A 24,091-nucleotide genomic window follows, 5' to 3' on the forward strand; every position below is an offset into this window, starting at 1 on the left:
AACCCCACCCCCCACCCGTGTTTTTCCAAACCCACGCCACAAAAAACCGGGCGGGCGCGCCCCCCCGGCCCCCACCAGGCTTGGGAGGCTTAGCGAGCTGCGGTCCAGCCCTTGTAATCCTTCAAATTGTCGGCCGTGATCAGCTTCGGGTCGAGCAGCACCGTCGGCTCGGCCGGCTTCTTGCCGGCAAGCAGGTCAGCCGCCATCGTCAGCGACTGGCCGGCCATCACATAGGGATCCTGCGAGGCCGAGGCCTTGATCATCGACGTGCCGGAGGCGAGTTCCTTCTCGATATCGGGTGCGCCGTCGACCGCGGTGAAGATGAACTCCGAGCGGTTGAGCTGCTTGGCCGCAAGCTGGGCGCCGATCGCCGTCGGATCGTTGATCGCGAAGACCGCGTCGATCTTGTCGAAACGCGTCAGCAGCGACTGGAACACTTTCAGGCCGCCGTCACGCGAGCCTTCGGCGTTCTGGTCGTCGGAAAGGATCTTGATGTCGGGGTGCTTTGCCAGCACGTCCTTGCAGCCCTTGACGCGCTCCAGGATCGACGACGAGGCCGGGCCATTGAGGATGACATAGTCGCCCTTGCCGCCGGTATTATCGACCAGATACTGGCACGCCTCTTCGCCGGCCTTGACGTTGTTGGTCATCACGGTGACGTCGGCGCCCGGCGCCGAAACGTCGAAAGCGGCAACGACGATGCCGGCCGCCTGCGCCTTCTTCACCGCCGGCGCGATCGCCTTGGCATCGACTGCGTTGAGCATGATGACGTCGACACCGGCAGCGATGAAGGAATCGACCTGCGATACCTGCTTGTTGAGATCGTAGTCGGCCGATACCGAGGTCACCTGCACATTCGGGTTGATCTTCTTGGCCGCGTCCTCGATGCCCTTGATGGTGGCGACGAAGAACGGGTTGCCGAGCAGTCCGACCGAGATGCCGACCTTGTTCAGATCCTTTGCCGACGCCGGCGCGATGACGGCGGCCGCAAGGGCGACGCCGCAGAGCAGTTTAGCGATGGTCTTCATTGTTTTATTTTCCTCCTGATGCCCCGCGCCTCTCACGGTGCGTTACACATGAAACCGGCTCGTTGGATGCCGGCGACTAAGGGCCATCACGTTCTTGCTCCTGCCTGGAGCCGGTAACGGTCGAGGGCGACCGCCACGATGATGACCAATCCCTTGATGATGTACTGCCAGATGTCCGAAACACCGGCGAGGATGAGCCCGTTGGACAGCACGGCGATGATCAGGCCGCCGATCAGCGTGCCCCAGATCGAGCCGACACCGCCGACGAAACTGGTGCCGCCGAGGATGACTGCGGCAATGGCGTCGAGTTCGTAGGACTGGCCGAGCTGAAGCCCGTTGGCGGCATAGAGCCGGGCCGCCGACATGGCGCCGCCAAGGCCGGCCAGAAGGCCGGAAACGCCGTAGACGAAGAGCAGCACCAGCGGCACCTTGATGCCGGTCAGCCTGGCGGCCTCGGCGTTGCCGCCGACGGCGTAGATCCAGGTGCCGAGCACGGTGCGCTTGAGCACCAGCCAGGACAGGACGACGACCGCCAGCGCGATGATTACCAGCCACGGAATGCCGAACAGCGAACCGTTGCCGATGAAGTCGAACGGCAGGTCCGGGTTGAACACCGTCGTGTCCTGGCCGAGCAGGCGGGCGACGCCGCGCACGGCGGTCAGCGATCCCAGCGTGACGATGAAGGGCGGCAGCTTGATATAGGCGATCAGCAGCCCGTTGATGACGCCGAAACCGAGCCCGACGAGAATGGCCGCGGGCACGCCCAGCAGTCCCCAATCGGGCACCAGCGACACCATCACCGCCACCATCGCCGAGGCGGCAAGGATCGAGCCGACGGACAGGTCGATGCCGCCGGTCAGGATGACGAAGGTCATGCCGGCGGCCAGCACGATGTTGATCGACGATTGCTGCATGACGATCAGCAGATTGGTCTGGGTGAAAAAGCGCGGATTGATGAACTGGAAGCCGACCGCCAGCAGGATCAGGATCGGCAGCATGCCGAGTGCGGCGATGGCGGTACGCCACCTCGTGCTCCTGCCGACCGCCCGGTCGTCCGCTTTCATCGTGTCGGCCACCTTGTCGGTCATCGCTGAGCCGCTCCCGTTGCAAGTTCCATGATCGCTTCCTGCCGCAGCGGCTCGCCCTCCGACGCCGTCACCTCGCCGGCAATGGTGCCGTCGCGCATCACCAGCACGCGGTCGGCGATGCCGATCACCTCCGGCAGTTCGCTGGAGATCATCAGGATGGCGATGCCTTTCTTGGCCAGGTTGTCGATCAGCCGATAGATTTCCGACTTGGCCCCGACATCGACGCCGCGGGTCGGCTCATCGAGGATGACGACCTGCGGCTCGGTTTCCAGCAGGCGGGCGAGCAGCACCTTCTGCTGGTTGCCGCCCGACAGCGAGCCGGCATTGGCCTGCACCGAGCTGGTGCGGATGGAGAGGTCTGACACCGCCTTGGCGGCGCGCTTTTCGGCAGCCGTGAAGTCGCGCAAACCGCCGGCCTTCGCGTCCTTTGCCAGCACGCCCATGCTGATATTGTCGGAGATCGACATGTCGAGAAACAGGCCAAGTTGCTTGCGGTCCTCGGTCAGGTAGGCGATGCCGGCATCGAGCGCCTCGCTCGGCGAACCGATGGATATCGGTTTGCCGCCGAGCTCCAGCGTGCCTGATGTGTGCCTGTCGGCGCCGAAGATCAGCCGTGCCAGTTCGGTGCGGCCCGAGCCGACCAGGCCGGCCAGTGCCAGCACCTCGCCCTTGTGGAGGTCGAAGGAACAATTGTTTATGAGATTGCCGCCCGACATGCCGCGCACCGACAGCGCGATGGCGCGCTTGCTATCCGGCGGACGGTGATCCTTCTTGTAGAACGTCGACAGATCGCGCCCGACCATCATCGATACCAGGCGCGAGGCGTTCAGGTCGGCGCGGTCGAGCGTGCCGACATAGCCGCTGTCGCGTAGCACGCTGACGCGGTCGGCGAGCTGGTAGACCTCTTCCATGCGGTGGCTGATGTAGATGATGGCGATGCCTTGCGACTTCAGCGTCGCAATCACCTCGAACAGCCGGTCGGTCTCACGCGAGGTCAGCGACGTGGTCGGCTCGTCCATGACGATGATGCGCGCATTGGTCGACAGCGCGCGGGCGATTTCCACCAGCTGTCGCTCGCCGAGCGACAGGCTTGCGACCGGAGTGCGCGCCGAGAAGGTCACGCCGAGCCGCGCGATGATCTCGCTGGCGCGCCGATTGCACTGCTCGCGGTCGACAACGCCGAACCGTCGCGGCTCGTTGCCGAGAAAAATGTTCTGCGCTACCGACAGATTAGGCGCCAGCGACAACTCCTGATAGATGACCGCAATGCCGGCGGCGCGCGCCTTGATCGGGTCGCCCGTCGCGGCCGGCACGCCGTCGATCAGGATTTCGCCGCCGGGGTCCGGCCGGTAGGCGCCGGACAGCACCTTCATCAGCGTCGACTTGCCGGCACCGTTTTCGCCCATCAGCGCGTGCAGCTCGCCGGCGTGAACTGTCAGCGACACATCGTGCAAGGCGCGGATCGCAGCGAACGTCTTGGAGATGTGGCGCATCTCCAGCACCGGCTGGCGCACCGTCTCGATCCGGGCGGCGGCGCTCATCGCGCACCTCCTACAGCTGCGCTGGCCACAGCCCGGTCGGCGGCAAGGCCGCGCCAGTCGTTGCGATAGCCGGCAAGGCCGCTGAAACTTGCCGCATGCACCGCCTCCGGCGCTTCGGTGGCAAACTCGCGTCCGACGCTTTCGAAGGCAAGTGCGGCAGCACCGGTGGCGCTGCCCTCCAGCGTTGCGCCCTGCAGGAAAGCCTGCCCGGGCCGCAACTGCGCCAGCAACGCGGCAAGCAGCCCGCCATTGTTCAGGCCGCCGTCGACGATCACTGTGTTGTCCGAATGGATCAACTCGAGGCACAGATCGACCATCAGCGCGACATAGAGCAGCGCCATGGCCGCGCGTTCCTCGGCATTGGGCGTACGCCCGACCAGTTCGCCGCGGCGGTGCGGCATCGGGCCGCCGGGCGCGAAGCTCGGCAGCGCCATAATGCCGGCGTCGATCACCCGTTGTATCGATGACGGCGCGATTGCGCCCTGCCAGCCAGCGCTGATCGTGGCGAATTCGCGCCCACCCATGAAGCGGACGGTTGGCACCGGGCCGCCATCGACATCGACATTGACCAGCATGTCGCGCTCGCCGTCGAGTGCGTCGAGCGGGCAGTCGGGATTGAGCACGACCACCCAGGTGCCGGTCGAGACCACGGTCACCGGCCCGAGCTGCTGCCGGCGGTAGGCATGGAGCGCGGCATTGCTGTCGTGGACGCCATTATGGATGGCGACTGGCTTCGCGGCCTGGCCGAAGCGCTGCTCGCCGATCACCGCGCCGGCGCGCTCGAAGGCGGGCATCTGGCCGCGCCAGCCCTCGGCATCGACCAGCGAGCTGAAATCGCGTTTGCGCGGCGCCCATAAATGCGAGTGGCAGCCAAGATACGACACTTCCGATACCGGCCGGCCGCCAAACCGCCAGCTCCAATATTGGGGGTAGCCGAGGATCGATTTCGCTGTGGCGAAGGCACCGGGCTCCACCTGCTTCAGCCACAACATGTGGCGGCCGTAGTTGAAGCCAAGCGGCAGGCGCGGCGAAAAGGTCTCGGCAAAATCCGGAATGCGGCGGTCGATCTGCGCGGCGATTTCAGCTGGTGGTTCCTGCTCGTAATCGAGGATCGGATGCGTCAGCGCGGCTTCGTCGACCAACGCGAAGGTGCAGCCATGGCCGGATACCATCAGCCCTTCCACGCCATGCGTGTCGACTGCATCATCGATGGCGCGGGCCGCCCAGTCGTGCAGCGCTGGCTCGTCGAGCACGCTGAAGCCGCCTTTGCGGATCCAGCTCGGCTGGCTGCGGCGCTCGTCGAGGATCTGTCCGTCCTGGCCGAAGACGAACAGCTTCGAATTGGTCTTGCCGAAATCGAGGACGGCGATGTTCACTGGGCGCCTCCCGAGGAAGCCGCGATCCGCACCATGACGCCGGCATCTTCGAGCATGCGGGCATCTGTCTCGGACAGGCCGTCATCGGTGACTAGCGTGCCGATCCGCGACAGCGGCAGTGCCACATTGCGCGCGTGGATCGACAGTTTTCGGCTGTCGGCCAGCACGACGATCTGGTCGGCGCAGAGGCTGAGCTCGACGATCGAGCGGACCAGCAGCGGGTGCGATTCCAGAAGGCCTTCCTGGCCGATGCCTTGCGCGCCGAGAAAGAACTTCGAGGCGTAGAACGGCACCGTCTGCGTCAGCGAATGGATGATGCCCGGCTCGCGGTGCAGTTCGCCGCCGGCGACGGTGAGGCTGCAATGGCCGTGGTCGCTGAGATAGGCCGCGAGCGGCATCGAGTTGGTGTAGAGCCGGATGTTGCGGTCGGCGAGCTTGACGCCGAGATGGAAGCAGGTCGAACCGCCATGCACGATGACCGCGTCGCCGTCGCGCACCATGGTGGCGGCGAGAGCGGCGATCTGCCGCTTGGCCTCGACGGCGAGGTCGCGGTTCTCGTCATAGGGCCTGGCATAGGCGACGCCGGCTTGCGAAGCGCCATCGAGCGCCGAGATGCCGCCATAGACCTTGCGCGCTTCGCCAGCCTCGTCGATCTTGTCGATGTCGCGCCGCACCGTCGCCGCCGATACGCCAAGCCGCTCCTGCAGCTCGCGCACCGATGCGAAAGGCCGGTCCCGCAAAAGCTCGACAATCTGACGCTGGCGGCCGGAGTCGCTCAACCCTTACCTCCCAATGCGCTTGCCTCCCAAGCATTTTGCACGGCGTTGCCGTTTTGCATGGCAATTGGTGCAACTTACTCAACGGCCCTCGGATTGCAAGCCTGATTTGACGCGATAACATCACTGTTGACGTAACTTACTCGCATCTGCGATACCAGCATGGGTCTTCGTCCCGGCACCGGGACGTCCAAAGCCGTGGGCCACGCGGCCGGATTGTAGAGGAATTTCGATGACGATCAGTGCGGATGCGCAGGAACTGGCAGCGCTGCGGTCGCTTTCGGCCGCCATCGGCAGCGACCCGCATCTGACCCAGGCCGCCGGCGGCAACACCTCGCTGAAAGCCGGCGACACGCTCTGGATCAAGGCCTCCGGCACCTGGCTGAAGGACGCGCTCATCGCCGACATCATGGTGCCGGTCGGCATCCCGCCATTGCTCGACGCCATCAAACGGCGCGACCCGGCCGCCGAACAGCCGCAGGCCTTCACTGTCGACGCCCTCAACGCGCGCGGCTTGCGCCCGTCGATCGAGACCACCGTGCATGCGCTGATGCCGCAGCGCATCGTTCTGCATGTTCACTGCGTCGAGACCATTTCGCTGGCCGTGCAGGCCGACTGCGAGGCCGAGGCGGCCAGGCGGCTCAACGGCCATCAATGGGCGTATATTCCCTATCGCCGGCCGGGACTGCCGCTCGCGCAGGGTATCGCCGAGCGCCTTCGGCCAGGCGTGGATATCCTGATCCTCGGCAATCACGGCCTGGTCGTTGCAGCCGAGACCGTCGCCGCGGCCGACATGCTGCTGCGGCGCGTGACACGACTGTTGGCGCGGCCGCCGCGCCAGGTGGCGGAACCGGACATCGCGGCATTGACGGCGCGCGCCGGCGACAGCGACTACAGATTGCCGGCGGACGTTGAGGCGCATGCGGTGGCGATCGACCCCGAAAGCTGCCGCATGGCTTCGGGTGGAAGCCTCTACCCCGACCACGTCATCTTTCTCGGCGAAGGCTCGGTCGTGGCGAGACCGGACGAGGGTGTGAAGCGCGTCATCGAGCGCTGCGGCGCCGCACCCGTGGCGATCCTGTTTCCTGGACTCGGCGTGCTGATGCGCGGCGACGCCGGCGCCGGTGCCGACGCCATGCAGCGCTGCCTTTCCGACGTGACGGCGCGGATCGATGTCTCGGCGAAGCTGAATTATCTGACAGCGGCGGAGAATGACGAGCTGATCAACTGGGACGCCGAAAAATATCGCCAGAAACTCAATGCCGGAGGCAGCTGACATGCCGCGTTCGTCTGGTCCGCTTGCCATCGGCATCGACATCGGCACATCCGGCGCGCGCGCCGTCGCCATGCGTCCGGACTTTTCCATTGCCGCGCATTCCGCTATTGCCCTCGAGCGATTTGGGCCGAACGGCCGCGACCCCGCCATATGGTGGGAGGCGGTCGGCGCGACGTTGGCGGAACTGCTCAAATGTATCGATCGCGCGGCAGTGCGCTCGATCGCCGTCGACGGTACGTCGGGCACGCTGCTGCCGGTCGACGGCGCCGGGCGGCCGCTGGCCGAACCGCTGATGTACAACGACAAGGTCGCTGACGACACTATTCTGACAGCAATAGCCGGCGCGGCACCGGCAACGAGCGCTGCACTCGGGGCAACCTCCGGTCTCGCCAAGGCGCTGTCTTTCCAGCACCTGCCCGGCGTCGCCACTGTGCTGCACCAGGCAGACTGGATCGCCGGACAGTTTTCCGGCCGCTTCGATGTCAGCGACGAGAACAATGCCCTGAAGACCGGCTACGACGTCGGGGCCCGGCGCTGGCCGGACTGGATCGCGGCGACTGGCGTGCGCATGGAATTCCTGCCCCGCGTCGTGCGGCCGGGCGATGTCACGGACACGCTCACCGCCGGCGCTGCGAAGATGTTCGGCCTGCCGCGCGACGTGGTTGTCGTTGCCGGCACGACGGATGGCTGCGCCTCATTCCTGGCGACCGGTGCCAGTGCCGCGGGCGACGGCGTTACCGCGCTCGGCTCGTCGCTGACCATCAAGATCCTCTGCGACCGGCCGATCTCGGCGCCGCAATTCGGCATTTACAGCCATCGGCTGGGTGACACCTACCTGGCGGGCGGCGCCTCGAACTCCGGCGGCAAGGTGCTGGCCCAGCATTTCCCCGTCGCCCGCATTGTCGAACTCAGCAAAAAAATCGACCCGGCGACGAAGACCGGCCTCGATTATTACCCGCTGCCGGCGCCGGGCGAACGCTTCCCCATAGCCGATCCGGCGCTGCCGCCGCGCCTCGAGCCGCGGCCCGCCGACGACGCCGACTATCTGAAAGCGATGTTCGAGGGTATTGCGGCGATCGAAGCGCTCGGCTATCGCCGGCTTGCCGAACTCGGCGCCCCTCGGCTGACATCGGTCAGGAGCGTCGGCGGCGGTGCGGCCAATCCGGCCTGGACAGCGATCCGGCAGCGCAAGCTTGGCGTCGCTCTCGTACCGGCTCTTTCGGAGGAGGCCGCTGCCGGCACGGCGCGGCTGGCGCTGATGGGCGCAAGCGCAGCGGGGCTTTTATGACGACCAAGGCAATTCAACACCTCGACGGCATCGCCGCGCTGACCGACCGCTATCAGGTGTTCCTGCTCGACCAATTTGGTGTGCTGCACGACGGCACCAGCGCCTATCCAGGTGCTGTCGAAGCGTTGTCGGCACTCAAGCGCGCCGGCAAGACCATCGTACTGATCTCGAATTCCGGCAAGCGGGCGCAACCCAATGAGCACCGCCTGCTGAAGCTCGGCTTCGAACCGGGAAGCTGGGATCACTTTGTCTCCTCCGGCGAGGTGGCGTGGCGCTCTTTCCACCAAATGGCAGCATCCGGAGCCCTGCGCCCGCAGACAAAATGCCTGCTGATCCGCCGCGACAATGACCGTTCGGCTGTCGACGGCCTGCCCTTCGTCCTGGCCAAGGACGGCGACGATGCCGAACTGGTGCTGATTTCCGCCAGCGAGGGCGATCGCTACGACCTCGACCATTATCGCCGGCTTCTTGGTCCGGCGGCGGCGCGGCGGGTGCCATGCTTCTGCACCAATCCCGACAAGATCATGCTGACTGCCGTCGGCCCTCGCTTCGGCGCCGGCCGGCTCGCCGATCTCTATGAGAGCCTCGGCGGCAGCGTGTCGCGCATTGGCAAGCCCAATCCGCAGATATTCGAGGCAGCGCTGGCACTGGCGGGCCACCCGGAGCGCGACAGCGTGGTCTGCGTCGGCGACAGCGTCGAGCACGACATCGCCGGCGGCAACGGCGTCGGTCTCGCGACGACGCTGGTCCTGTCGGGCATATTGGCGGGGGCGCCTGACCTGGAGGACGTTTTCGCCACGCTGAATGCCCGTCCCGACTACATCGCGGATAGCTTCAGGTTTCGCTGAGGCGAGACAAAGCTAATCCAGGTTGAAACGCCCGATCACCGGCACATGGTCCGAGGGCCGTTCCCAGCCGCGCGCCGGCCGCAGGATTTCATAGCCGGCAAAATGCGGCACCAGGTTTGGCGACGACCAGACATGGTCGAGGCGGCGGCCGCGATTTGAGGCCTGCCAATCCTGGGCGCGATAGCTCCACCAGGTGTAGAGTTTCTCCTCGTAAGGTACATTGAGCCGCATCAGGTCGATCCAGTCGCCGGCGAGCCGCATTGCCTCGAAGTTTTCCGTCTCGACCGGCGTATGGCTGACGACATTGAGGAGCTGCTTGTGCGACCAGACATCGTGCTCGAGCGGCGCGATGTTGAGGTCGCCGACCAGGATCGAGCCGGAGTGCTCGTCATGCTCGGCCCGCACGGCGTTCATCTCGGCAACGAAATCGAGCTTGTGCTTGAACTTGCGGTTGACGGCCGGGTCGGGCTCGTCGCCGCCGGCCGGAACGTAGAAATTGTGCAGCAGGATCGTTTTGCCGCCGGCGTTGACGGTGACCGACAGATGCCGGCTGTCGTCGATCTCGCAGAAGCGGCGCTTTTCGACCACCTCGATCGGCCGCCGCGCTATGGTGGCAACGCCGTGATAGCCCTTCTGGCCATGGAAGGCGATGTGCTCGTAGCCGAGCTTGCGGAACGCCTTCTCCGGAAACAATTCGTCCGGAACCTTGGTTTCCTGCAGGCAGAGCACGTCCGGCGCCTGCGCCACCCCCAGGCGCTCGACGATCGGCATGCGCAGCCGGACGGAGTTGATGTTCCAGGTAGCGACGGAAAACGGCATGTGGGGTTCCGGACAACGCAAGATCCGCCGGATGGCTCCGACGGAAGTCAATCGCGGAAACTACTGCCAGCCGCGCACCGCAAAAACAAGCCGCCCGCACCAACGCGGAAAAACCATCCCGCAGCAGTAGGAAGTTACCGCGTCTTGGTGTTCAGCTCGCGGTTCGCCGTATAGTCGATGGCGAAGGTGTCGGGGGCGAAGCTGACGCCCTCCTTGGTGTTGAAGATCATCACCGTCGTGTCCTTGCCTTGCGCATCGGTGATGGTCCACTGCCGCAATTCATAAGATTTCGGATCGAACATCATGGTGATCTTCGAATTGCCGAACACCGATTTGTCGGCAAGCTGGATGGTGGTGAGATCGTCCTCTTCCTTGACGCTTCTGACGCGCCCGCCCGACAGATCGATCTTGTCGTCGAGCAGCAGCTTCAGCGGCGTCTTCGACAGCGGATAGAGGTCGGAGGTCCGCAGCTTCTTGTTGAGGATGACCACCGACTTGCCATCGGAAATCACTCTGAAATTCGAGGCGCCGTCGTAATTGAAGCGGATCTTGCCCGGCCGTTCCAGAAAGAACTTGCCGCCGGTCTGCTCGCCCTTGGGTCCGAACTGCACGAACTCGCCGCTCATCGATTTGACCGAGGAGAAATGATCGGCGATCTTCTGCGCCGTCGCCGGAACCGCTGCTTGCGCCGACGCCAGCAACTGGACGCCGGGCACGAGGTTGGCGGCCGCCGCACCGGCCAGGACCAGGCCGAGGCCGAGCACCTGCCGGCGGGTTGGGGCGAAATCCCTGCTTGGGGCGAGAGTTGCGTTTTTCATGCCGGTCACCATCATCTGATTGCTTGCTCGTTATATTGGTCTGGCCCCCCAGTTGGGCTTAAGTTTGGCGGCCGCACGGCGCCCGTCGTTGCAACGCGCCAAAAGGTTCAAAGTTGCCGGCGCGGACGCGCTCTAGAACTTGTCGTCCTCCGTCGGCACCAGGATTTCGCGTTTTCCGGCATGGTTGGCCGGGCCGACAATGCCTTCCTTCTCCATCTTCTCGATGATCGAGGCGGCGCGGTTGTAGCCGATGCCGAGCCGGCGCTGGATGTAGCTGGTAGAGGCCTTGCCGTCGCGCAGCACCACCGCGACCGCCTGGTCGTAGGGATCGTCGGAATCCTCGAAATTACCGCCGTCGCCGCCGCCACTGCCTTTGCCCGTCGGCTCATCGTCATCCTTGTCGTCGTCCTCGGTGATGGCGTCGAGATATTCCGGCACGCCCTGCAATTTCAGATGCGCGACAATCCTCTCCACCTCGTCGTCGGAGACGAAGGGACCGTGCACGCGCTGGATGCGGCCGCCGCCGGCCATGTAGAGCATGTCGCCCATGCCGAGCAGCTGTTCGGCGCCCTGCTCGCCCAGGATGGTGCGGCTGTCGATCTTCGATGTCACCTGGAAGGAGATGCGGGTCGGGAAATTCGCCTTGATGGTGCCGGTGATGACATCGACCGACGGCCGCTGCGTCGCCATGATGACATGGATGCCAGCGGCGCGCGCCATCTGCGCCAGGCGCTGCACCGCGCCTTCGATGTCCTTGCCGGCGACCATCATCAAATCGGCCATCTCGTCGATGATGACGACGATGTAGGGCATCGGCTCGAGGTCGAGGTTCTCCGTCTCGTAGATCGCCTCGCCGGTTTGGCGGTCGAAGCCGGTCTGCACGGTGCGCGAGATCCTTTCGCCCTTTTTCTCGGCCTGCTGCACGCGCGCGTTGAAGCCGTCGATGTTGCGGACGCCGACCTTGGACATCTTGCGGTAGCGGTCCTCCATCTCCCGCACGGTCCATTTCAGCGCCACCACCGCCTTCTTCGGATCGGTGACGACCGGCGTCAGAAGATGCGGAATGCCGTCATAGACCGAGAGCTCCAGCATCTTTGGATCGATCATGATCAGCCGGCAGTCCTGCGGCGTCAGCCGGTAGAGCAGCGACAGGATCATGGTGTTGATGGCGACGGACTTGCCCGAGCCGGTGGTGCCGGCGACCAACACGTGCGGCATCTTGGCGATGTCGACGATCACCGCCTCGCCATTGATGGTCTTGCCCAGCGCCAGCGCCAGCTTGGCCTTGGTGGTTTCGAAATCGCGGCTGGCCATGATCTCGCGCAAATAGACCGTCTCGCGCCTGGCGTTCGGCAACTCGATGCCGATCGCGTTGCGGCCGGGCACCACGGCGACACGGCAGGCGATGGCGCTCATCGAGCGGGCGATGTCGTCGGACAGGCCGATGACCCGCGACGATTTGATGCCGGGCGCCGGTTCCAGCTCGTAGAGCGTGACGACCGGACCCGGACGCACATGGATGATTTCGCCCTTGACGCCGAAATCCTCCAGCACGCCCTCAAGCAGGCGGGCGTTCTGCTCCAGCGCGTCCTTGGACAGGCTGGCGTCGCGCACCACGTTCTTTGGTTCCGACAGGAAGTGCAGCGACGGCATCTCGAATTTTTCCGAGCCGATCAGCGAAGTCTGCGCCTCGCGCTGGACGCGGGCGCCGGGGGCCGGCCGCGGCGCCGGCGCCTCGACGCGTGTCGCCGCGTCGGAACGGAAGTTCTGCACCCTGGCCGTTGGCGCGGCGCGGCGCTGGCCGGCCGGCTCGGGCGCGAAATCCATGTCGTCGTCATTATCGTCGTTATCGAAGACGTCGGCATCGTCAGGGTCGATCGAGGCACTGCGGTCGTTGACCATGGCGGCGAAGAATTCCGGCTCGACGCGGGCGCGCCCGCCCGGGCTCATCCGCGCCTCGGCGAACTCGGCCGATTCGACCCGTTCGGCCGCCCGCCGCCAGGCGCTGGGGCGCGGTTCCATCTCCGGCTCGAAATCGTCGCGCTCGCGCCGGCGCGCGGCGCGGCGGCGCAGATAGGCCCGCAGCGACAGCCACCAGTGGGTGATGGCGCCAAGCGCCAATATACCTTCGTCGCCCTCGTCCTCTTCATTGTCGAAAAGCAGGTCGTCCTGCGGATCGGGCACTGCGGGCTGTTCGAGGACGGCAAAGCCGTTCTTGCGCGAAATCAGCGCCGAGCCATACAAGAATACCCACAGCGCCGGCGCTGCCAGGAGCACGGCGAGCACGCTGGCGACGAGGCCGGTCGGATAGCCGCCGATGACCAGGCCCGGGATATTGAGCACCATGTCGCCGAAGACGCCGCCGAGGCCGGTCGGCAGCGGCCAGGTCTTGGGCGGCACCACGCAGCCGGCAATTGCCGCGCCAAGCAGCGAAAACCCGAACCAGGCCAGTGCCCGTTTCGGCAGCCGGTCGACGCCGCGCGCGGTAAACAGCAGAAATCCCCAGATCACCGCCGGCACCAGCGCCGCAACGGCGGCAAGTCCGAAGAACTGCATGGCAATGTCGGAAAAGACGGCGCCGGCATAACCCATTGCATTGGTGACGATATTGTCGGTGGCGTGCGAAAAGCTCGGATCGGCGACGTTCCAGGTGGCAAGGGCGGCGACGCCGAAACCAACCAGAGCAAACAGCCCGGCACCGACCAGCCGCCCGACCTGGCGCCTCGCGAACGACCGGATGCCGTGCTCCGTATCGGCCAGCGCAAGCGGTGCTGAAGCCCCTGAACGCATGCTTTTCCTCGTCTGTCGTTGCCCGGCCGGGCGCGGACGCGCAACACGGCAGATTCGGCTGTCAGACTAGCGGCGGGAAGGTTAAGGGCGCATTAACCATGGGCATTCTGCGTCACCGGAACGGGCGACCGCCACCACAGTTCGGAGCGTTGCGGCCGCTGTTTCACGCCGCCGGCGGATCGAGCCACCTTGATCAAGCGATTGTATGATCGAGCCATAACGGCCGCCTGCACACAAAAAAGAGGCCCGGAAGGTTTCCGGGCCTCAAGGCGTGAGCCCTTTCGGGAGCATCACGACGGGATCTTCCCGGCACCGGCAAAACGCCGGTGCCAGCCAATAAACCTCACGGCACCACTTCGCCGTGCTGGCTGATGTCGAGGCCTTCGACCTCTTCCTGGGTGGAAGGACGCAGGCCGACCAGCGCCTTGACGATATAGAGGATCACGAAGCTCGCGATCGCCGTCCACAGGATGGTGAAGACGATACCGTAGAGCTGCTTGCCGACAGAGGCACCCGAGCCAAGGCTGTTGATCGCCGGATCGGCGAGCACGCCGGTCAGCAATGCACCGATGATGCCGCCGATGCCGTGCACGCCGAATGCATCGAGCGAGTCGTCATAGCCGAACGCGTGCTTGAGCTTGACGGCCGAGACGTAGCAGAGCACGCCGGCGACGATGCCGACGATGAAGGCGCCGGTCGGATTGACGAAACCGGAAGCCGGCGTCACCGCGACCAGGCCGGCGACGGCGCCCGAGATGATGCCAAGCACGCTCGGCTTCTTGGCGACGATCCATTCGGCGAACATCCAGGCGAGCGCCGCAGCGGCAGCGGCAACCTGGGTGTTCAGCATCGCGGCACCGGCAAGGCCGTCGGCGGCCAGTTCCGAGCCGGCGTTGAAGCCGAACCAGCCGACCCACAGCAGCGAAGCGCCGATGACGGAGTAGACGAGGTTGTGCGGCGCCATGTTGGTGGTGCCGTAGCCTTCACGTTTGCCGAGAACCAGCGCGCAGACCAGGCCGGCAACGCCGGCGTTGATGTGAACGACCGTGCCGCCGGCGAAATCGAGAACGCCGGCTGTGCCGAGGAAGCCGCCGCCCCACACCCAGTGCGCGATCGGGGCGTAGACCACCAGCAGCCACGCGCCCATGAAGATGAGAAGCGCCGAGAACTTCATGCGTTCGGCGAAGGCGCCGGCAATCAGCGCCGGCGTGATGATGGCGAAGGTCATCTGGAACATCGAGAAGACGAACTCAGGAATGTTCGCCACGCCCGGCAGCCACAGCGAGGAGGTGGTGATGCCGTTGTGGAAGAACTTCGAGAAGCCGCCGAGATAGGCATTCATGCCGCCGCCATCCGAGAAGGCCAGCGAGTAGCCGAACATGAACCACAGCACCGTCACCAGGCAGGTGATGGCAAAGCTCTGCATGATGGTGGCGAGCACGTTCTTTTTGCGCACCATGCCGCCATAAAACAGCGCCAGGCCCGGTACGGTCATCATCAGCACCAGCGCCGTCGAGGTCAGCATCCAGGCTGTGTTGCCGGTGTCGAGCGCGGGCGCAGGGGCAGCCGGTGCCGCCGGTGCCGCTTCCTGCGCGAACGCAGCAACCGTGCCCAGTGCAGCGAGAGCGAGCGAACTTAAAACGGCCGCGCGTCCCGTTATCTTCAAGGTAGAAGGAATATTCATTGAACTCTCCATTGGAATACGTATCCGCAGCTCAAAGCGCGTCGGTGTCTGTTTCGCCGGTGCGAATGCGCACCGCCTGGTCGATGCCGAAAACGAAGATCTTGCCGTCGCCGATCTGGCCGGTCTTGGCCGCCGCGGTGATGGCTTCGACGGCCTTGTCGACCATGTCGACAGCGACCGCGACTTCGATCTTGATCTTCGGCAGGAAGCTGACCGCGTATTCCGCCCCGCGATAGATTTCCGTGTGACCCTTCTGACGTCCGTAGCCTTTTACTTCGGTGACGGTCAGGCCCTGGATGCCGACTGCGGTGAGCGCCTCGCGCACCTCGTCGAGCTTGAACGGCTTTATGATTGCCATCACGATCTTCATAAGGTTTCACCCTTTGCTGTTGCGGGTCCCCGCGTTTGCACGACTTCGCCGATCCCCATGAGAGCCGGAGAGTGCCCGCTAGGATTCAAGCTCCGTGCCAATTGCCGAAGCAGGGTGTTAAGCTGTTGTTAAACAACGAAATCGAGAAGGTCTGGCAGCTGCCTGTTCACAGGCGCGGCAGTGCATATGCTTAAAAAATAGGCAAATTTCGAAAAATGCCTACTCCGCAGGCGGCCGCTTCAGCCGGATGAGTCCTTCTTGGGCAACCGAGGCGATCAAGGTGCCGTCGCGGGCAAACAGCGAGCCGCGGGTAAAGCCACGCGATCCTTGCGTCGACGGACTGTCTTGCGTGTACAGCATCCAGTCGTCGAGCGGATGGCTGCGGTGGAACCACATGGCGTGGTCGAGGCTGGCTGCCTGGATATCACGATCGAAAATGGCGCGGCCATGAGCAAAGGTCGAGGTGTCGAGCAGCGTCATATCCGAGAGGTAAGCGAGCACGGCCGCCTGCGTGGCGCGGTCGGCCGGCACCGGGCCGGTGGTGCGGATCCAGATGTTCTGCTTCGGCTCGAGCTTTTCCCGGCTGGTATAATGCTTCAGCATCACCGGCTTCATCTCGATCGGCCGGTCGCGCTCCCAATAGCGCTTGATGCCGTCGGGCACGGCTTCGCCGAACTTGCCCAGCAATTCGCGCTGCGACAGCAACGTGTCGGGCGCCGGCACGTCCTGCGGCATCGGCACCTGATGTTCCAGGCCGACCTCATCCTGCTGGAACGAGGCTTCCAGCGAAAAGATCGCCTGGCCGTGCTGGATCGCCACGACGCGGCGCGTGGTGAAGGAGCCGCCGTCACGGATGCGGTCGACCTCGTAGATGATAGGCACCTTGGTGTCGCCCGGCCGCATGAAATAGCCATGCAGCGAATGCACGTGGCGCTCGGGCTCGACCGTTCGCTGCGCGGCGACCAGCGCCTGGGCGATGGTCTGGCCGCCGAAGATGCGCTGCCAATCGAGCTTGGGGCTGCGACCACGATACAGGTTGTGTTCCAGCTGCTCGAGGTCGAGAATGCCGAGAAGCTCGTCCATGGCTGCCGTCATCTTGACCTCGCCGCAAAATTACCATGGCGGTTTCCGACAGGAACAGCGGGCAGTCAAGGGCGGAATGCCCGGCGACAGTCAGGCTGCGAAAGGAATTGCCATGGTCGACAGCAAGAATTCGCTCGATGTTCTGGTCGCCGGCGCCGGTTATGTCGGCCTAGCCGCCGCCGTGTCGCTGAAGCAGGCGCGGCCGAGCCTCGCCGTCGCCGTCGTCGATGCGGCACCCGCCAGGGTCTGGCAGAAGGACGGCCGCGCCTCGGCGATTGCCGCCGCCGCGTGCCGCATGCTCGACCAGCTCGGCGTCTGGAACGAGATCGCGCCGGGGGCGCAGGCGATCACCGAAATGATCGTCACCGATTCGCGCACATCCGATCCGGTCCGCCCGGTGTTCCTCACTTTCGACGGCGAGGTCGCGCCCGGCGAACCCTTTGCGCATATGGTTGCCAACAAGGATTTGAACGGCGCCTTGCGCCGGCGCGCCGAACAACTCGGCATCGGCATCATCGAAGGCGTCGCCGTCAGCGCCTTCGACATCAACGGCGCCGGCATCACCGTGCATCTTGCCGACGGCGCGACGCTGAAGGCGCGGCTGCTGGTTGCCGCCGACGGCGTCAATTCGAAGCTGCGCGACATGGCCGGCATCAAGACGGTGAAATGGGAGTATGGCCAGTCCGGCATCGTCTGCACGGTGGCGCACGAGCGGCCGCACAACGGCCGCGCCGAAGAGCATTTCCTTCCCGCGGGCCCGTTTGCCACGCTGCCGCTCAAGCCGGGCAAGGACGGCACCAACCGCTCGTCGATCGTCTGGGTCGAACGGTCGCAGGATGCCGAGAAACTGGTCAGTGGCGACACGCTGGTCCTGGAATATGAGCTCGAGCAGCGCTTTGGCCTGAAACTCGGCGAAATCCATATCGCCGACAAGCCGCGTGCCTGGCCGCTCGGGCTGATCATTGCGCGCGCCTTCGTCGCGCCGCGCATCGCCTTGGCCGGCGACGCCGCCCACGGCATCCACCCGATCGCCGGCCAGGGTCTCAATCTCGGCTTCAAGGACGTGGCGGCGCTGGCCGAAGTGGTGGTCGAGGCCGACCGGCTCGGCCAGGACATCGGCGCGCTCGACGTGCTCGAGCGCTACCAGCAATGGCGGCGTTTCGACACGGTGCAGATGGGCATCACCACCGATGTGCTGAACCGGATGTTTTCCAACGATTTCGGCCCGCTGCGCACTTTGCGCGACATCGGCCTCGGCCTCGTCGAGCGCATGCCGCGGCTGAAGGGGTTTTTCATCCGCCAGGCGTCGGGTCTGTCCGGCGACACGCCGAAACTGTTGAAGGGCGAGGCGATTTAGGCTTGGCAAGTGCGCGTTACTGGCCGTTCGGTCAGTTGACCTCGAAGCCCAGCTTCTGGCGCAGCCGCAGCATGCGCTGGTCGGGAATCTGCAGGTTTTGTCCGCCGGCTTCCGCCGCACGGCTGACCATCCGCAGCAGATCGCTCCTTTCGACCGCGTCGAGCCGTTCGCGCAGGAACGGTGCCAGCTTGTCGATGACGACCGTGGCGTCGTCGATTTGCGATGCCGCCCATTTGGCGTAGATCACCGCTTCATCGGTCTGTTTTTTGTCGGCAATCTCCGAGATCACCGATCGAATGGCAGCTTCGCGTTGCGGCAGCACAGGACCATGTTCGGAAACGATGGCGGTGATCAGCGTCGCGGCGGCGACGACCGGATCGTCGATCGCCGTCAGCGGCGAGAGCGCCGCCTGCTTGCGCAGTTTCTTGCGGCGGACGTTGCCCTGGACGCGGCCAACCACGTCGGCAACCTCACGCGCCGCGTCGTTCATGATCTTCAGCCGGTACCACCAGAAGCCCGCTGCTCCGAGCAGGCCGATTGCTGCAATCAATATATGCATGCCCCGAAATCCCCCGATCTCGGCGACGATAGGAGAAGTATTGCTTCGCTTCAACACGCAAAAGTTGCGTCCGGCGAAGAAAACGAAAGCCCATGCCAGTCGTTGGTCGCCACCGCTCCGCGGAGGAACTTATCGAGACATCTCTATGACCCGGGCACCTTGTAGATCGCCCGCACCTCGATCGTGCCGATTTCGGCGAGCGGAATCTCGCCCGCGATCCCCAGCGCCTCGTCGAGGCTCTCGGCCTCGATCATGACGAAACCGAGCAACTGCTCCTTGGTTTCGGCGAAGGGGCCGTCGGTGACCAGCCGCTTGCCCTTGCGCCTGCGAACGGTTTTCGACGTTTTCACCGATTGCAGCGCCTGCGCGATGATCAGCATCCCGCGTTGGTCCAATGACCGGTCATGGGCCATCGAATCGGCGTCGAGCTTGGCCAGCCTCTCGGGGGTCATTGCGTAGAGATCTTTTTCTTCACCATAGACCAGGCAAACATACTTCATTTTTATCTCCATTCCTGGCTTGAAGCCGAAGACGAGGCTACGGAAATCTCCGCGGAGCCCTTGCCTGCCGCAGAATCGAGACCGGCCGCAGCATAGTCGAGAAGAGATACCGCAATCCCAATGATGGCAATCGCCGCAAGCAGTCGGCCGAAGCCGGAAGGCTGCAGGCGCGACCAGTCGGCTTGTTGTTCACCGGCCCTGTGGCCGGTGCTTGTCCAGTGAGCAGAAAACAGATTGTTCATGTGGTCCTCCATCCGGCCACCAAGTCCATGGCCGCCCGCAGGACGGCCGGGACAGATGGAAGTCGACATTTTTGCACGCATATTTTTTTCGAATTTTTTTCGCTCGACATGATGTGTCACGCCGCCGCCGATACGAAAGCGTGGGTGGCCTTCGCTCCCGCGCGCGCTATAGTCGACTGGATGCCGATCACGGGCTCAGCCACGACAATCAAGGAGGAATTGATGGACCGCACCGCCAACGCCGTTTGGAAAGGCAGTTTCAAGGAAGGCAAGGGCACACTCGAAACCCAGAGCGGGGTGCTGAAGGGCACACCCTATTCGGCCAAGACGCGTTTCGAGGATGAAAGCGGCAAATCCGGCACAAACCCGGAAGAGCTGATCGCCGCCGCCCATGCCGGCTGCTACGCCATGCAGCTTTCGCATTTTCTCGCCGAGAACGGCACTCCGGCTGCCGAGCTCGACGCCAAGGCCGTAGTAACGCTGGTCCCCGGCACCGGCATCACCGGCAGCGCGATCACGCTGGTCGGCAAGGTACCGGGCATTGATGCCGCCAAGTTCAAGGAATTGGCCGAGAAGGCCAAGGCCGAATGCCCGGTCTCGAAAGCGCTCGGCGCCATCAAAGTATCGCTCGACGCCAGGCTCGGGTGAGAGCTGGTCTGCGAAGCGGGCGATCCTTCGCGCCCCCTCTCGAATGATTATTGGCTTTTTTCGCCAACGAGCGCGTCGAGGCGGGCGCGCAATGCCGCGACCTCCTCCTCGAGGGCCCGCACGCGCATTTCCATATCCGACGCCGGCGAGGACGACTGCAGGGGTGCTGCGGCAGCCGACAGCTGCGGCGGCCCGCTGAGCAGATGGACGTAGCGATCCTCGCGCTGGCCTGGGCCGCGATCGATCTGCTGCACCAGCGGTGGCCGGCGGCCGATCAGCAGATCGAGATTGCCGCGAAGCTCGTCGATCGACGGCAGCCGCGCCATGCGCTCGCTTCGCGCCAGCAATTCATAGGCCGTCTGCGGGCCGCGCAGCAGCAACAGGCCGAGCAGCGCGATCTGCGCCGAGGTCAGGGAAAAGCGCTGCGCCACGATATGCTCGTAGCGCTCGACGCGCGACGCGAACACTTGCCTGACGAGGCCCTTCTGCTCCAGCTGGCCAAGCGCCCGCCTGACCTCGGCAAGCTCGACCGACATTACCGGCTCGCGCGCCGTCTTCTGGTTGGCCGCCGCATGTGCCGCATTGAGCGTCAGCGGATAGACGTCCGGCGTCAGCTCCTTCTTCTCGATCAGGCAGCCGAGCACGCGGGCTTCGATGGGAGAGAGGATGGGAAGGTCGGAATCGGTCATAAGTTTGCTATCCTTTCGAACTCGGCGGGACAGCGCCCCCCTCTGTCCTGCCGGACATCTCCCCCTCTAGTGGGGAGATTGGCTGTCATCACCGCTTCGCCACTTTTCAAGGCTGCAGAAAGGGCGCTGTCCTCCAAGCTGCTAATCTCCCCCCTCAAGGGGCCTCAAGGGGGGAGATGTCCGGCAGGACAGAGGGGGGCGCGAAGGATCGCTGCGGACGAGACGATCTCGGCTGCAACCCGCCCGCCGCCTAAACCCGTCGCTCCACCATCATCTTCTTGATCTCGGCGATCGCCTTGGCCGGGTTGAGCCCCTTGGGGCAAGTCTGGGCGCAGTTCATGATGGTGTGGCAGCGATAGAGCCGGAACGGGTCTTCGAGATTGTCGAGCCGCTCCCCCGTCGCCTCGTCCCTGGAATCGATCAGCCAGCGATAGGCCTGCAGCAGCGTCGCCGGGCCGAGATAGCGCTCGCCGTTCCACCAGTAGCTCGGGCAGGAGGTCGAGCAGCAGGCGCACAATATGCACTCGTAGAGCCCGTCGAGCTTTTCGCGGTCCTCATGGCTCTGCAGCCATTCCTTGGCCGGCTCGGGCGACACCGTCTTCAGCCACGGCTCGATCGAGGCGTGCTGGGCGTAGAAATTGGTGAGGTCGGGCACCAGGTCCTTGACCACGGCCATGTGCGGTAGCGGATAGACCTTGATCGCGCCGGAAATGTCGTCGCAGCCCTTGGTGCAGGCCAGCGTGTTCGACCCGTCGATGTTCATGGCGCACGAGCCGCAAATGCCTTCGCGGCAGGAGCGGCGCAGCGTCAGCGTCGGATCGATCTTGTTCTTGATCCAGAGCAGCGCGTCGAGCACCATCGGCCCGCAATCGTCCATGTCGACGAAATACGTATCCATGCGCGGGTTCTCGTCATCGTCCGGCGACCAGCGGTAGATGCGATATTCGCGCAGGTTGGTCGCGCCCTCCGGCTTCGGCCAAGTTTTTCCGGCCATGATCTTCGAGTTTTTCGGAAGCGTGAGTTCGACCATTACCTCAGGTCCTTTCGGATGACGAGCTTCAGCCCGGACCAGATCTCGTTCACGGCGGCGACCTTGACGTCGACAAGGTCGAGCTTCAGCGCCTCTGTGCGGATAACGTCCTCGGTGACGTCGGTCGGCACTTTCGATGCCTTCTTCGGCCATGACACCCAGACCATGCCGTCCCGCTTGATTGCCGCTTCGACGTCGCCAAGACGGTCCTCGATCTCGACGCGCTGCCGGGTGAAAGCATGTACGGCATCGTATTTCTCATGAACGCCCGAAATCGCCGACCAGTTGGCCAGCCGATCGAGCTCGGCAAAATCCACGGCTTCGGCCAAATCCTCGAGTTCGGCCGGCAAGGCGACGAAAGCGGCAATCATCCCGTCCTTCAGGCCGAGCTTGGCCGGAAGGGGCGTGCCGGAATATCCCGCAACCGCCAGCAGCCTCATCTCAATACACCCTGGCCTTCGGCGCGATCTTGGCCGGGTTGATGCCGCCGTCTGCTTCCTTGAGCAGCGTTTCGGTGTGCACCGGCCGGTAGGTGAGCGCCACCTCGCCGGCCTCGTTGAGCCGGGCCAGCGTATGCTTGCGCCAGTTGGCGTCGTCGCGGGCCGAAAAGTCCTCCCGCGCGTGCGCGCCGCGGCTTTCCTTGCGCGCCTCGGCGCCGTAGACGGTGGTGATGGCGTTGGCCATCAGGTTTTCCAGCTCCAGCGTCTCGACCAGGTCGGAGTTCCAGATCATCGAGCGGTCGAACACCTTGACGTCGCCGAGTTCACCCCAGATCTGCGAAATGCGCCTGCAGCCGCTTTCCAGCGATTCCTGGGTGCGGAACACCGCCGCGTCCTCCTGCATCGCCTTCTGCATCTTTTCGCGCAAAACCGCTGTCGGCGTCGAGCCGTTGGCGTGACGCAGCCGGTCGAAGCGGTCCATTATCTTTTCGACGGCGGTCTCGTTGGGCGAAGGGATCGCCGATGTGCGGTCGATCACCTGGCCGGCCCGGATTGCCGCCGCGCGGCCGAACACCACCAGGTCGATCAGCGAGTTCGAACCAAGCCGGTTGGCGCCGTGCACCGAGGCGCAGCCGGCTTCGCCGACCGCCATCAGCCCGGGCGACACCTGGTCCGGATTCGACGCCGTCGGGTTCAGCACCTCGCCCCAGTAATTGGTCGGCACGCCGCCCATATTGTAGTGGACCGTCGGCAGCACCGGGATCGGCTCCTTGGTCAGGTCCACGCCGGCAAAGATCTTTGCCGATTCCGAAATACCCGGAAGCCTCTCGTGCAGAACGGCCGGGTCGAGATGGTCGAGATGCAGGAAAATGTGATCCTTCTTCGGGCCGACGCCGCGGCCCTCGCGGATTTCCAGCGTCATGCAGCGCGAGACCACGTCGCGCGAAGCCAGATCCTTGGCCGACGGCGCGTAGCGTTCCATGAAGCGCTCGCCCTCGGAATTGACGAGATAGCCGCCCTCGCCGCGCGCGCCCTCGGTGATCAGGCAGCCGGCGCCGTAGATGCCGGTCGGGTGGAACTGCACGAACTCCATGTCCTGCAGCGCCAGGCCTGCGCGTGCGGCCATGCCGCCGCCATCGCCGGTGCAGGTATGCGCCGAGGTGGCCGAGAAATAGGCGCGGCCATAGCCGCCGGTCGCCAGCACCACCATCTTGGCCGAAAAACGGTGGATGGTGCCGTCGTCGAGGTTCCAGGCGACGACGCCGGTGCAGGTGCCGTCCGGCTCCATGATCAGGTCGAGCGCGAAATACTCGATGAAGAACTGCGCATTGTGCTTCAGCGACTGGCCGTAGAGCGTGTGCAGCATGGCGTGGCCGGTGCGGTCGGCGGCCGCACAGGTGCGCTGCACCGGCGGCCCCTCGCCGAAATTCATCATCATGCCGCCGAACGGCCGCTGGTAGATTTTCCCGTCCTCGGTGCGGCTGAAGGGAACGCCGTAGTGCTCGAGCTCGTAGACCGCCGCCGGCGCTTCGCGCACCATGTATTCTTGAGCGTCGGTGTCGCCCAGCCAATCTGAGCCTTTGACGGTGTCGAAGAGATGCCACTGCCAGTTGTCGGGACCCATATTGGCGAGCGAGGCGGCGATGCCGCCCTGCGCCGCAACCGTATGCGAGCGCGTCGGGAACACTTTGGTGATGCAGGCGGTGCGCAGGCCCTGTTCGGCCATGCCGAGCGCGGCGCGCAGGCCGGCGCCGCCGGCGCCGACGACCACGACGTCGAATTTGTGATCGACATAGCTATAGGCGGAAGCCGTGTTGGCGTTCTTCGCGTCCTTGGCCAAA

General features: G+C 64.7%; 23 protein-coding genes. 5 read left to right on the forward strand and 18 right to left on the reverse strand.

Features of this window, described 5'->3' with window-relative positions; translation table 11 throughout:
* Window positions 1-89: 89 nt before the first annotated feature.
* From NKH67_RS17615 to NKH67_RS17635, 5 genes are all read right to left on the reverse strand, one after another.
* Window positions 90-1,028 (reverse strand): ABC transporter substrate-binding protein, encoded by a 939-nt coding sequence (locus NKH67_RS17615; RefSeq protein ID WP_352470775.1) that lies wholly within the window; start codon window positions 1,026-1,028, stop codon window positions 90-92.
* An 86-nt stretch (window positions 1,029-1,114) separates the two neighbouring features.
* Window positions 1,115-2,092: an ABC transporter permease subunit gene (locus NKH67_RS17620; RefSeq protein ID WP_502893762.1), complete on the reverse strand. Its 978-nt coding sequence runs from the start codon at window positions 2,090-2,092 to the stop codon at window positions 1,115-1,117.
* 20 nt (window positions 2,093-2,112) lie between these two features.
* The gene (locus NKH67_RS17625; RefSeq protein WP_352470777.1) at window positions 2,113-3,657 is read right to left on the reverse strand and encodes a sugar ABC transporter ATP-binding protein; all 1,545 of its coding nucleotides are present in this window, start codon (window positions 3,655-3,657) and stop codon (window positions 2,113-2,115) included.
* The gene (locus NKH67_RS17630) at window positions 3,654-5,033 is read right to left on the reverse strand and encodes an FGGY-family carbohydrate kinase (protein WP_352470778.1); all 1,380 of its coding nucleotides are present in this window, start codon (window positions 5,031-5,033) and stop codon (window positions 3,654-3,656) included. Before NKH67_RS17630 ends, NKH67_RS17625 begins: the two co-directional genes overlap by 4 nt.
* Window positions 5,030-5,812 (reverse strand): DeoR/GlpR family DNA-binding transcription regulator, encoded by a 783-nt coding sequence (locus NKH67_RS17635; protein WP_023680486.1) that lies wholly within the window; start codon window positions 5,810-5,812, stop codon window positions 5,030-5,032. Before NKH67_RS17635 ends, NKH67_RS17630 begins: the two co-directional genes overlap by 4 nt.
* A gap of 229 nt (window positions 5,813-6,041) precedes the next feature.
* Here NKH67_RS17635 and NKH67_RS17640 point away from each other — a divergent pair, with 229 nt between their 5' ends.
* From NKH67_RS17640 to NKH67_RS17650, 3 genes are read left to right on the forward strand one after another with little or no spacing between them, the layout of a single operon-like run.
* Window positions 6,042-7,085, forward strand: a complete 1,044-nt coding sequence (locus NKH67_RS17640) for a class II aldolase/adducin family protein (protein WP_352470779.1) — start codon at window positions 6,042-6,044, stop codon at window positions 7,083-7,085.
* Window position 7,086: 1 nt separating this feature from the next.
* The gene (locus tag NKH67_RS17645) at window positions 7,087-8,373 is read left to right on the forward strand and encodes an FGGY-family carbohydrate kinase (RefSeq protein ID WP_352470780.1); all 1,287 of its coding nucleotides are present in this window, start codon (window positions 7,087-7,089) and stop codon (window positions 8,371-8,373) included.
* On the forward strand, window positions 8,370-9,221 hold the full coding sequence (locus tag NKH67_RS17650) for a TIGR01459 family HAD-type hydrolase (protein ID WP_352470781.1): 852 nt from the start codon (window positions 8,370-8,372) through the stop codon (window positions 9,219-9,221). Before NKH67_RS17645 ends, NKH67_RS17650 begins: the two co-directional genes overlap by 4 nt.
* Window positions 9,222-9,233: 12 nt before the next feature.
* On the opposite strand, the gene NKH67_RS17655 is transcribed toward NKH67_RS17650, so the two are convergent.
* From NKH67_RS17655 to tesB, 6 genes are all read right to left on the reverse strand, one after another.
* Window positions 9,234-10,040 carry an exodeoxyribonuclease III gene (locus NKH67_RS17655; RefSeq protein WP_353031422.1) on the reverse strand — a complete coding sequence of 269 codons (807 nt, stop codon included), beginning with the start codon at window positions 10,038-10,040 and terminating at the stop codon, window positions 9,234-9,236.
* A gap of 134 nt (window positions 10,041-10,174) precedes the next feature.
* Entirely contained in the window at window positions 10,175-10,858 is a 684-nt protein-coding gene (locus tag NKH67_RS17660; RefSeq protein ID WP_352470783.1) for an outer membrane lipoprotein carrier protein LolA, read from the reverse strand.
* A gap of 132 nt (window positions 10,859-10,990) precedes the next feature.
* Window positions 10,991-13,648: an FtsK/SpoIIIE family DNA translocase gene (locus NKH67_RS17665; RefSeq protein WP_352470784.1), complete on the reverse strand. Its 2,658-nt coding sequence runs from the start codon at window positions 13,646-13,648 to the stop codon at window positions 10,991-10,993.
* Between the two features lie 343 nt (window positions 13,649-13,991).
* Window positions 13,992-15,314: an ammonium transporter gene (locus NKH67_RS17670; RefSeq protein ID WP_502893763.1), complete on the reverse strand. Its 1,323-nt coding sequence runs from the start codon at window positions 15,312-15,314 to the stop codon at window positions 13,992-13,994.
* Between the two features lie 49 nt (window positions 15,315-15,363).
* Window positions 15,364-15,702, reverse strand: coding sequence for a P-II family nitrogen regulator (locus NKH67_RS17675; RefSeq protein ID WP_023679755.1), 339 nt, complete (start codon window positions 15,700-15,702; stop codon window positions 15,364-15,366).
* Window positions 15,703-15,921: 219 nt separating this feature from the next.
* Window positions 15,922-16,797: an acyl-CoA thioesterase II gene (tesB, locus tag NKH67_RS17680; protein ID WP_031212697.1), complete on the reverse strand. Its 876-nt coding sequence runs from the start codon at window positions 16,795-16,797 to the stop codon at window positions 15,922-15,924.
* Window positions 16,798-16,897: 100 nt separating this feature from the next.
* Between tesB and NKH67_RS17685 the strand changes: the two genes are divergently transcribed.
* Complete coding sequence (locus NKH67_RS17685) at window positions 16,898-18,142, forward strand: ubiquinone biosynthesis hydroxylase (RefSeq protein WP_352470911.1); 1,245 nt, start codon at window positions 16,898-16,900, stop codon at window positions 18,140-18,142.
* A gap of 31 nt (window positions 18,143-18,173) precedes the next feature.
* Here the strand turns inward: NKH67_RS17685 and NKH67_RS17690 are convergent, their stop codons facing one another.
* The 3 genes from NKH67_RS17690 to NKH67_RS17700 all read right to left on the reverse strand — a co-directional run bounded on the left by NKH67_RS17690 (window position 18,174) and on the right by NKH67_RS17700 (window position 19,443).
* Window positions 18,174-18,701, reverse strand: coding sequence for a hypothetical protein (locus tag NKH67_RS17690; RefSeq protein WP_352470786.1), 528 nt, complete (start codon window positions 18,699-18,701; stop codon window positions 18,174-18,176).
* A gap of 143 nt (window positions 18,702-18,844) precedes the next feature.
* Window positions 18,845-19,201 (reverse strand): YciI family protein, encoded by a 357-nt coding sequence (locus tag NKH67_RS17695; RefSeq protein WP_352470787.1) that lies wholly within the window; start codon window positions 19,199-19,201, stop codon window positions 18,845-18,847.
* Window positions 19,202-19,203: 2 nt separating this feature from the next.
* Entirely contained in the window at window positions 19,204-19,443 is a 240-nt protein-coding gene (locus tag NKH67_RS17700) for a hypothetical protein (protein WP_352450153.1), read from the reverse strand.
* Window positions 19,444-19,665: 222 nt separating this feature from the next.
* Here NKH67_RS17700 and NKH67_RS17705 point away from each other — a divergent pair, with 222 nt between their 5' ends.
* Complete coding sequence (locus NKH67_RS17705) at window positions 19,666-20,091, forward strand: OsmC family protein (RefSeq protein WP_352470788.1); 426 nt, start codon at window positions 19,666-19,668, stop codon at window positions 20,089-20,091.
* 47 nt (window positions 20,092-20,138) lie between these two features.
* On the opposite strand, the gene NKH67_RS17710 is transcribed toward NKH67_RS17705, so the two are convergent.
* The 4 genes from NKH67_RS17710 to sdhA form a co-directional block, all read right to left on the reverse strand.
* Complete coding sequence (locus tag NKH67_RS17710; RefSeq protein ID WP_352470789.1) at window positions 20,139-20,780, reverse strand: YceH family protein; 642 nt, start codon at window positions 20,778-20,780, stop codon at window positions 20,139-20,141.
* A gap of 250 nt (window positions 20,781-21,030) precedes the next feature.
* On the reverse strand, window positions 21,031-21,810 hold the full coding sequence (locus NKH67_RS17715) for a succinate dehydrogenase iron-sulfur subunit (protein ID WP_292663232.1): 780 nt from the start codon (window positions 21,808-21,810) through the stop codon (window positions 21,031-21,033).
* Entirely contained in the window at window positions 21,810-22,250 is a 441-nt protein-coding gene (locus NKH67_RS17720) for a DUF3052 family protein (RefSeq protein WP_352470790.1), read from the reverse strand. Before NKH67_RS17720 ends, NKH67_RS17715 begins: the two co-directional genes overlap by 1 nt.
* A 1-nt stretch (window position 22,251) precedes the next feature.
* Complete coding sequence (gene sdhA / locus NKH67_RS17725; protein ID WP_352470791.1) at window positions 22,252-24,090, reverse strand: succinate dehydrogenase flavoprotein subunit; 1,839 nt, start codon at window positions 24,088-24,090, stop codon at window positions 22,252-22,254.
* Window position 24,091: the final 1 nt, after the last annotated feature.

Origin of the sequence: Mesorhizobium sp. M0968 (genome assembly GCF_040319065.1) — a bacterium.
Taxonomy (GTDB): Bacteria; Pseudomonadota; Alphaproteobacteria; order Rhizobiales; family Rhizobiaceae; genus Mesorhizobium.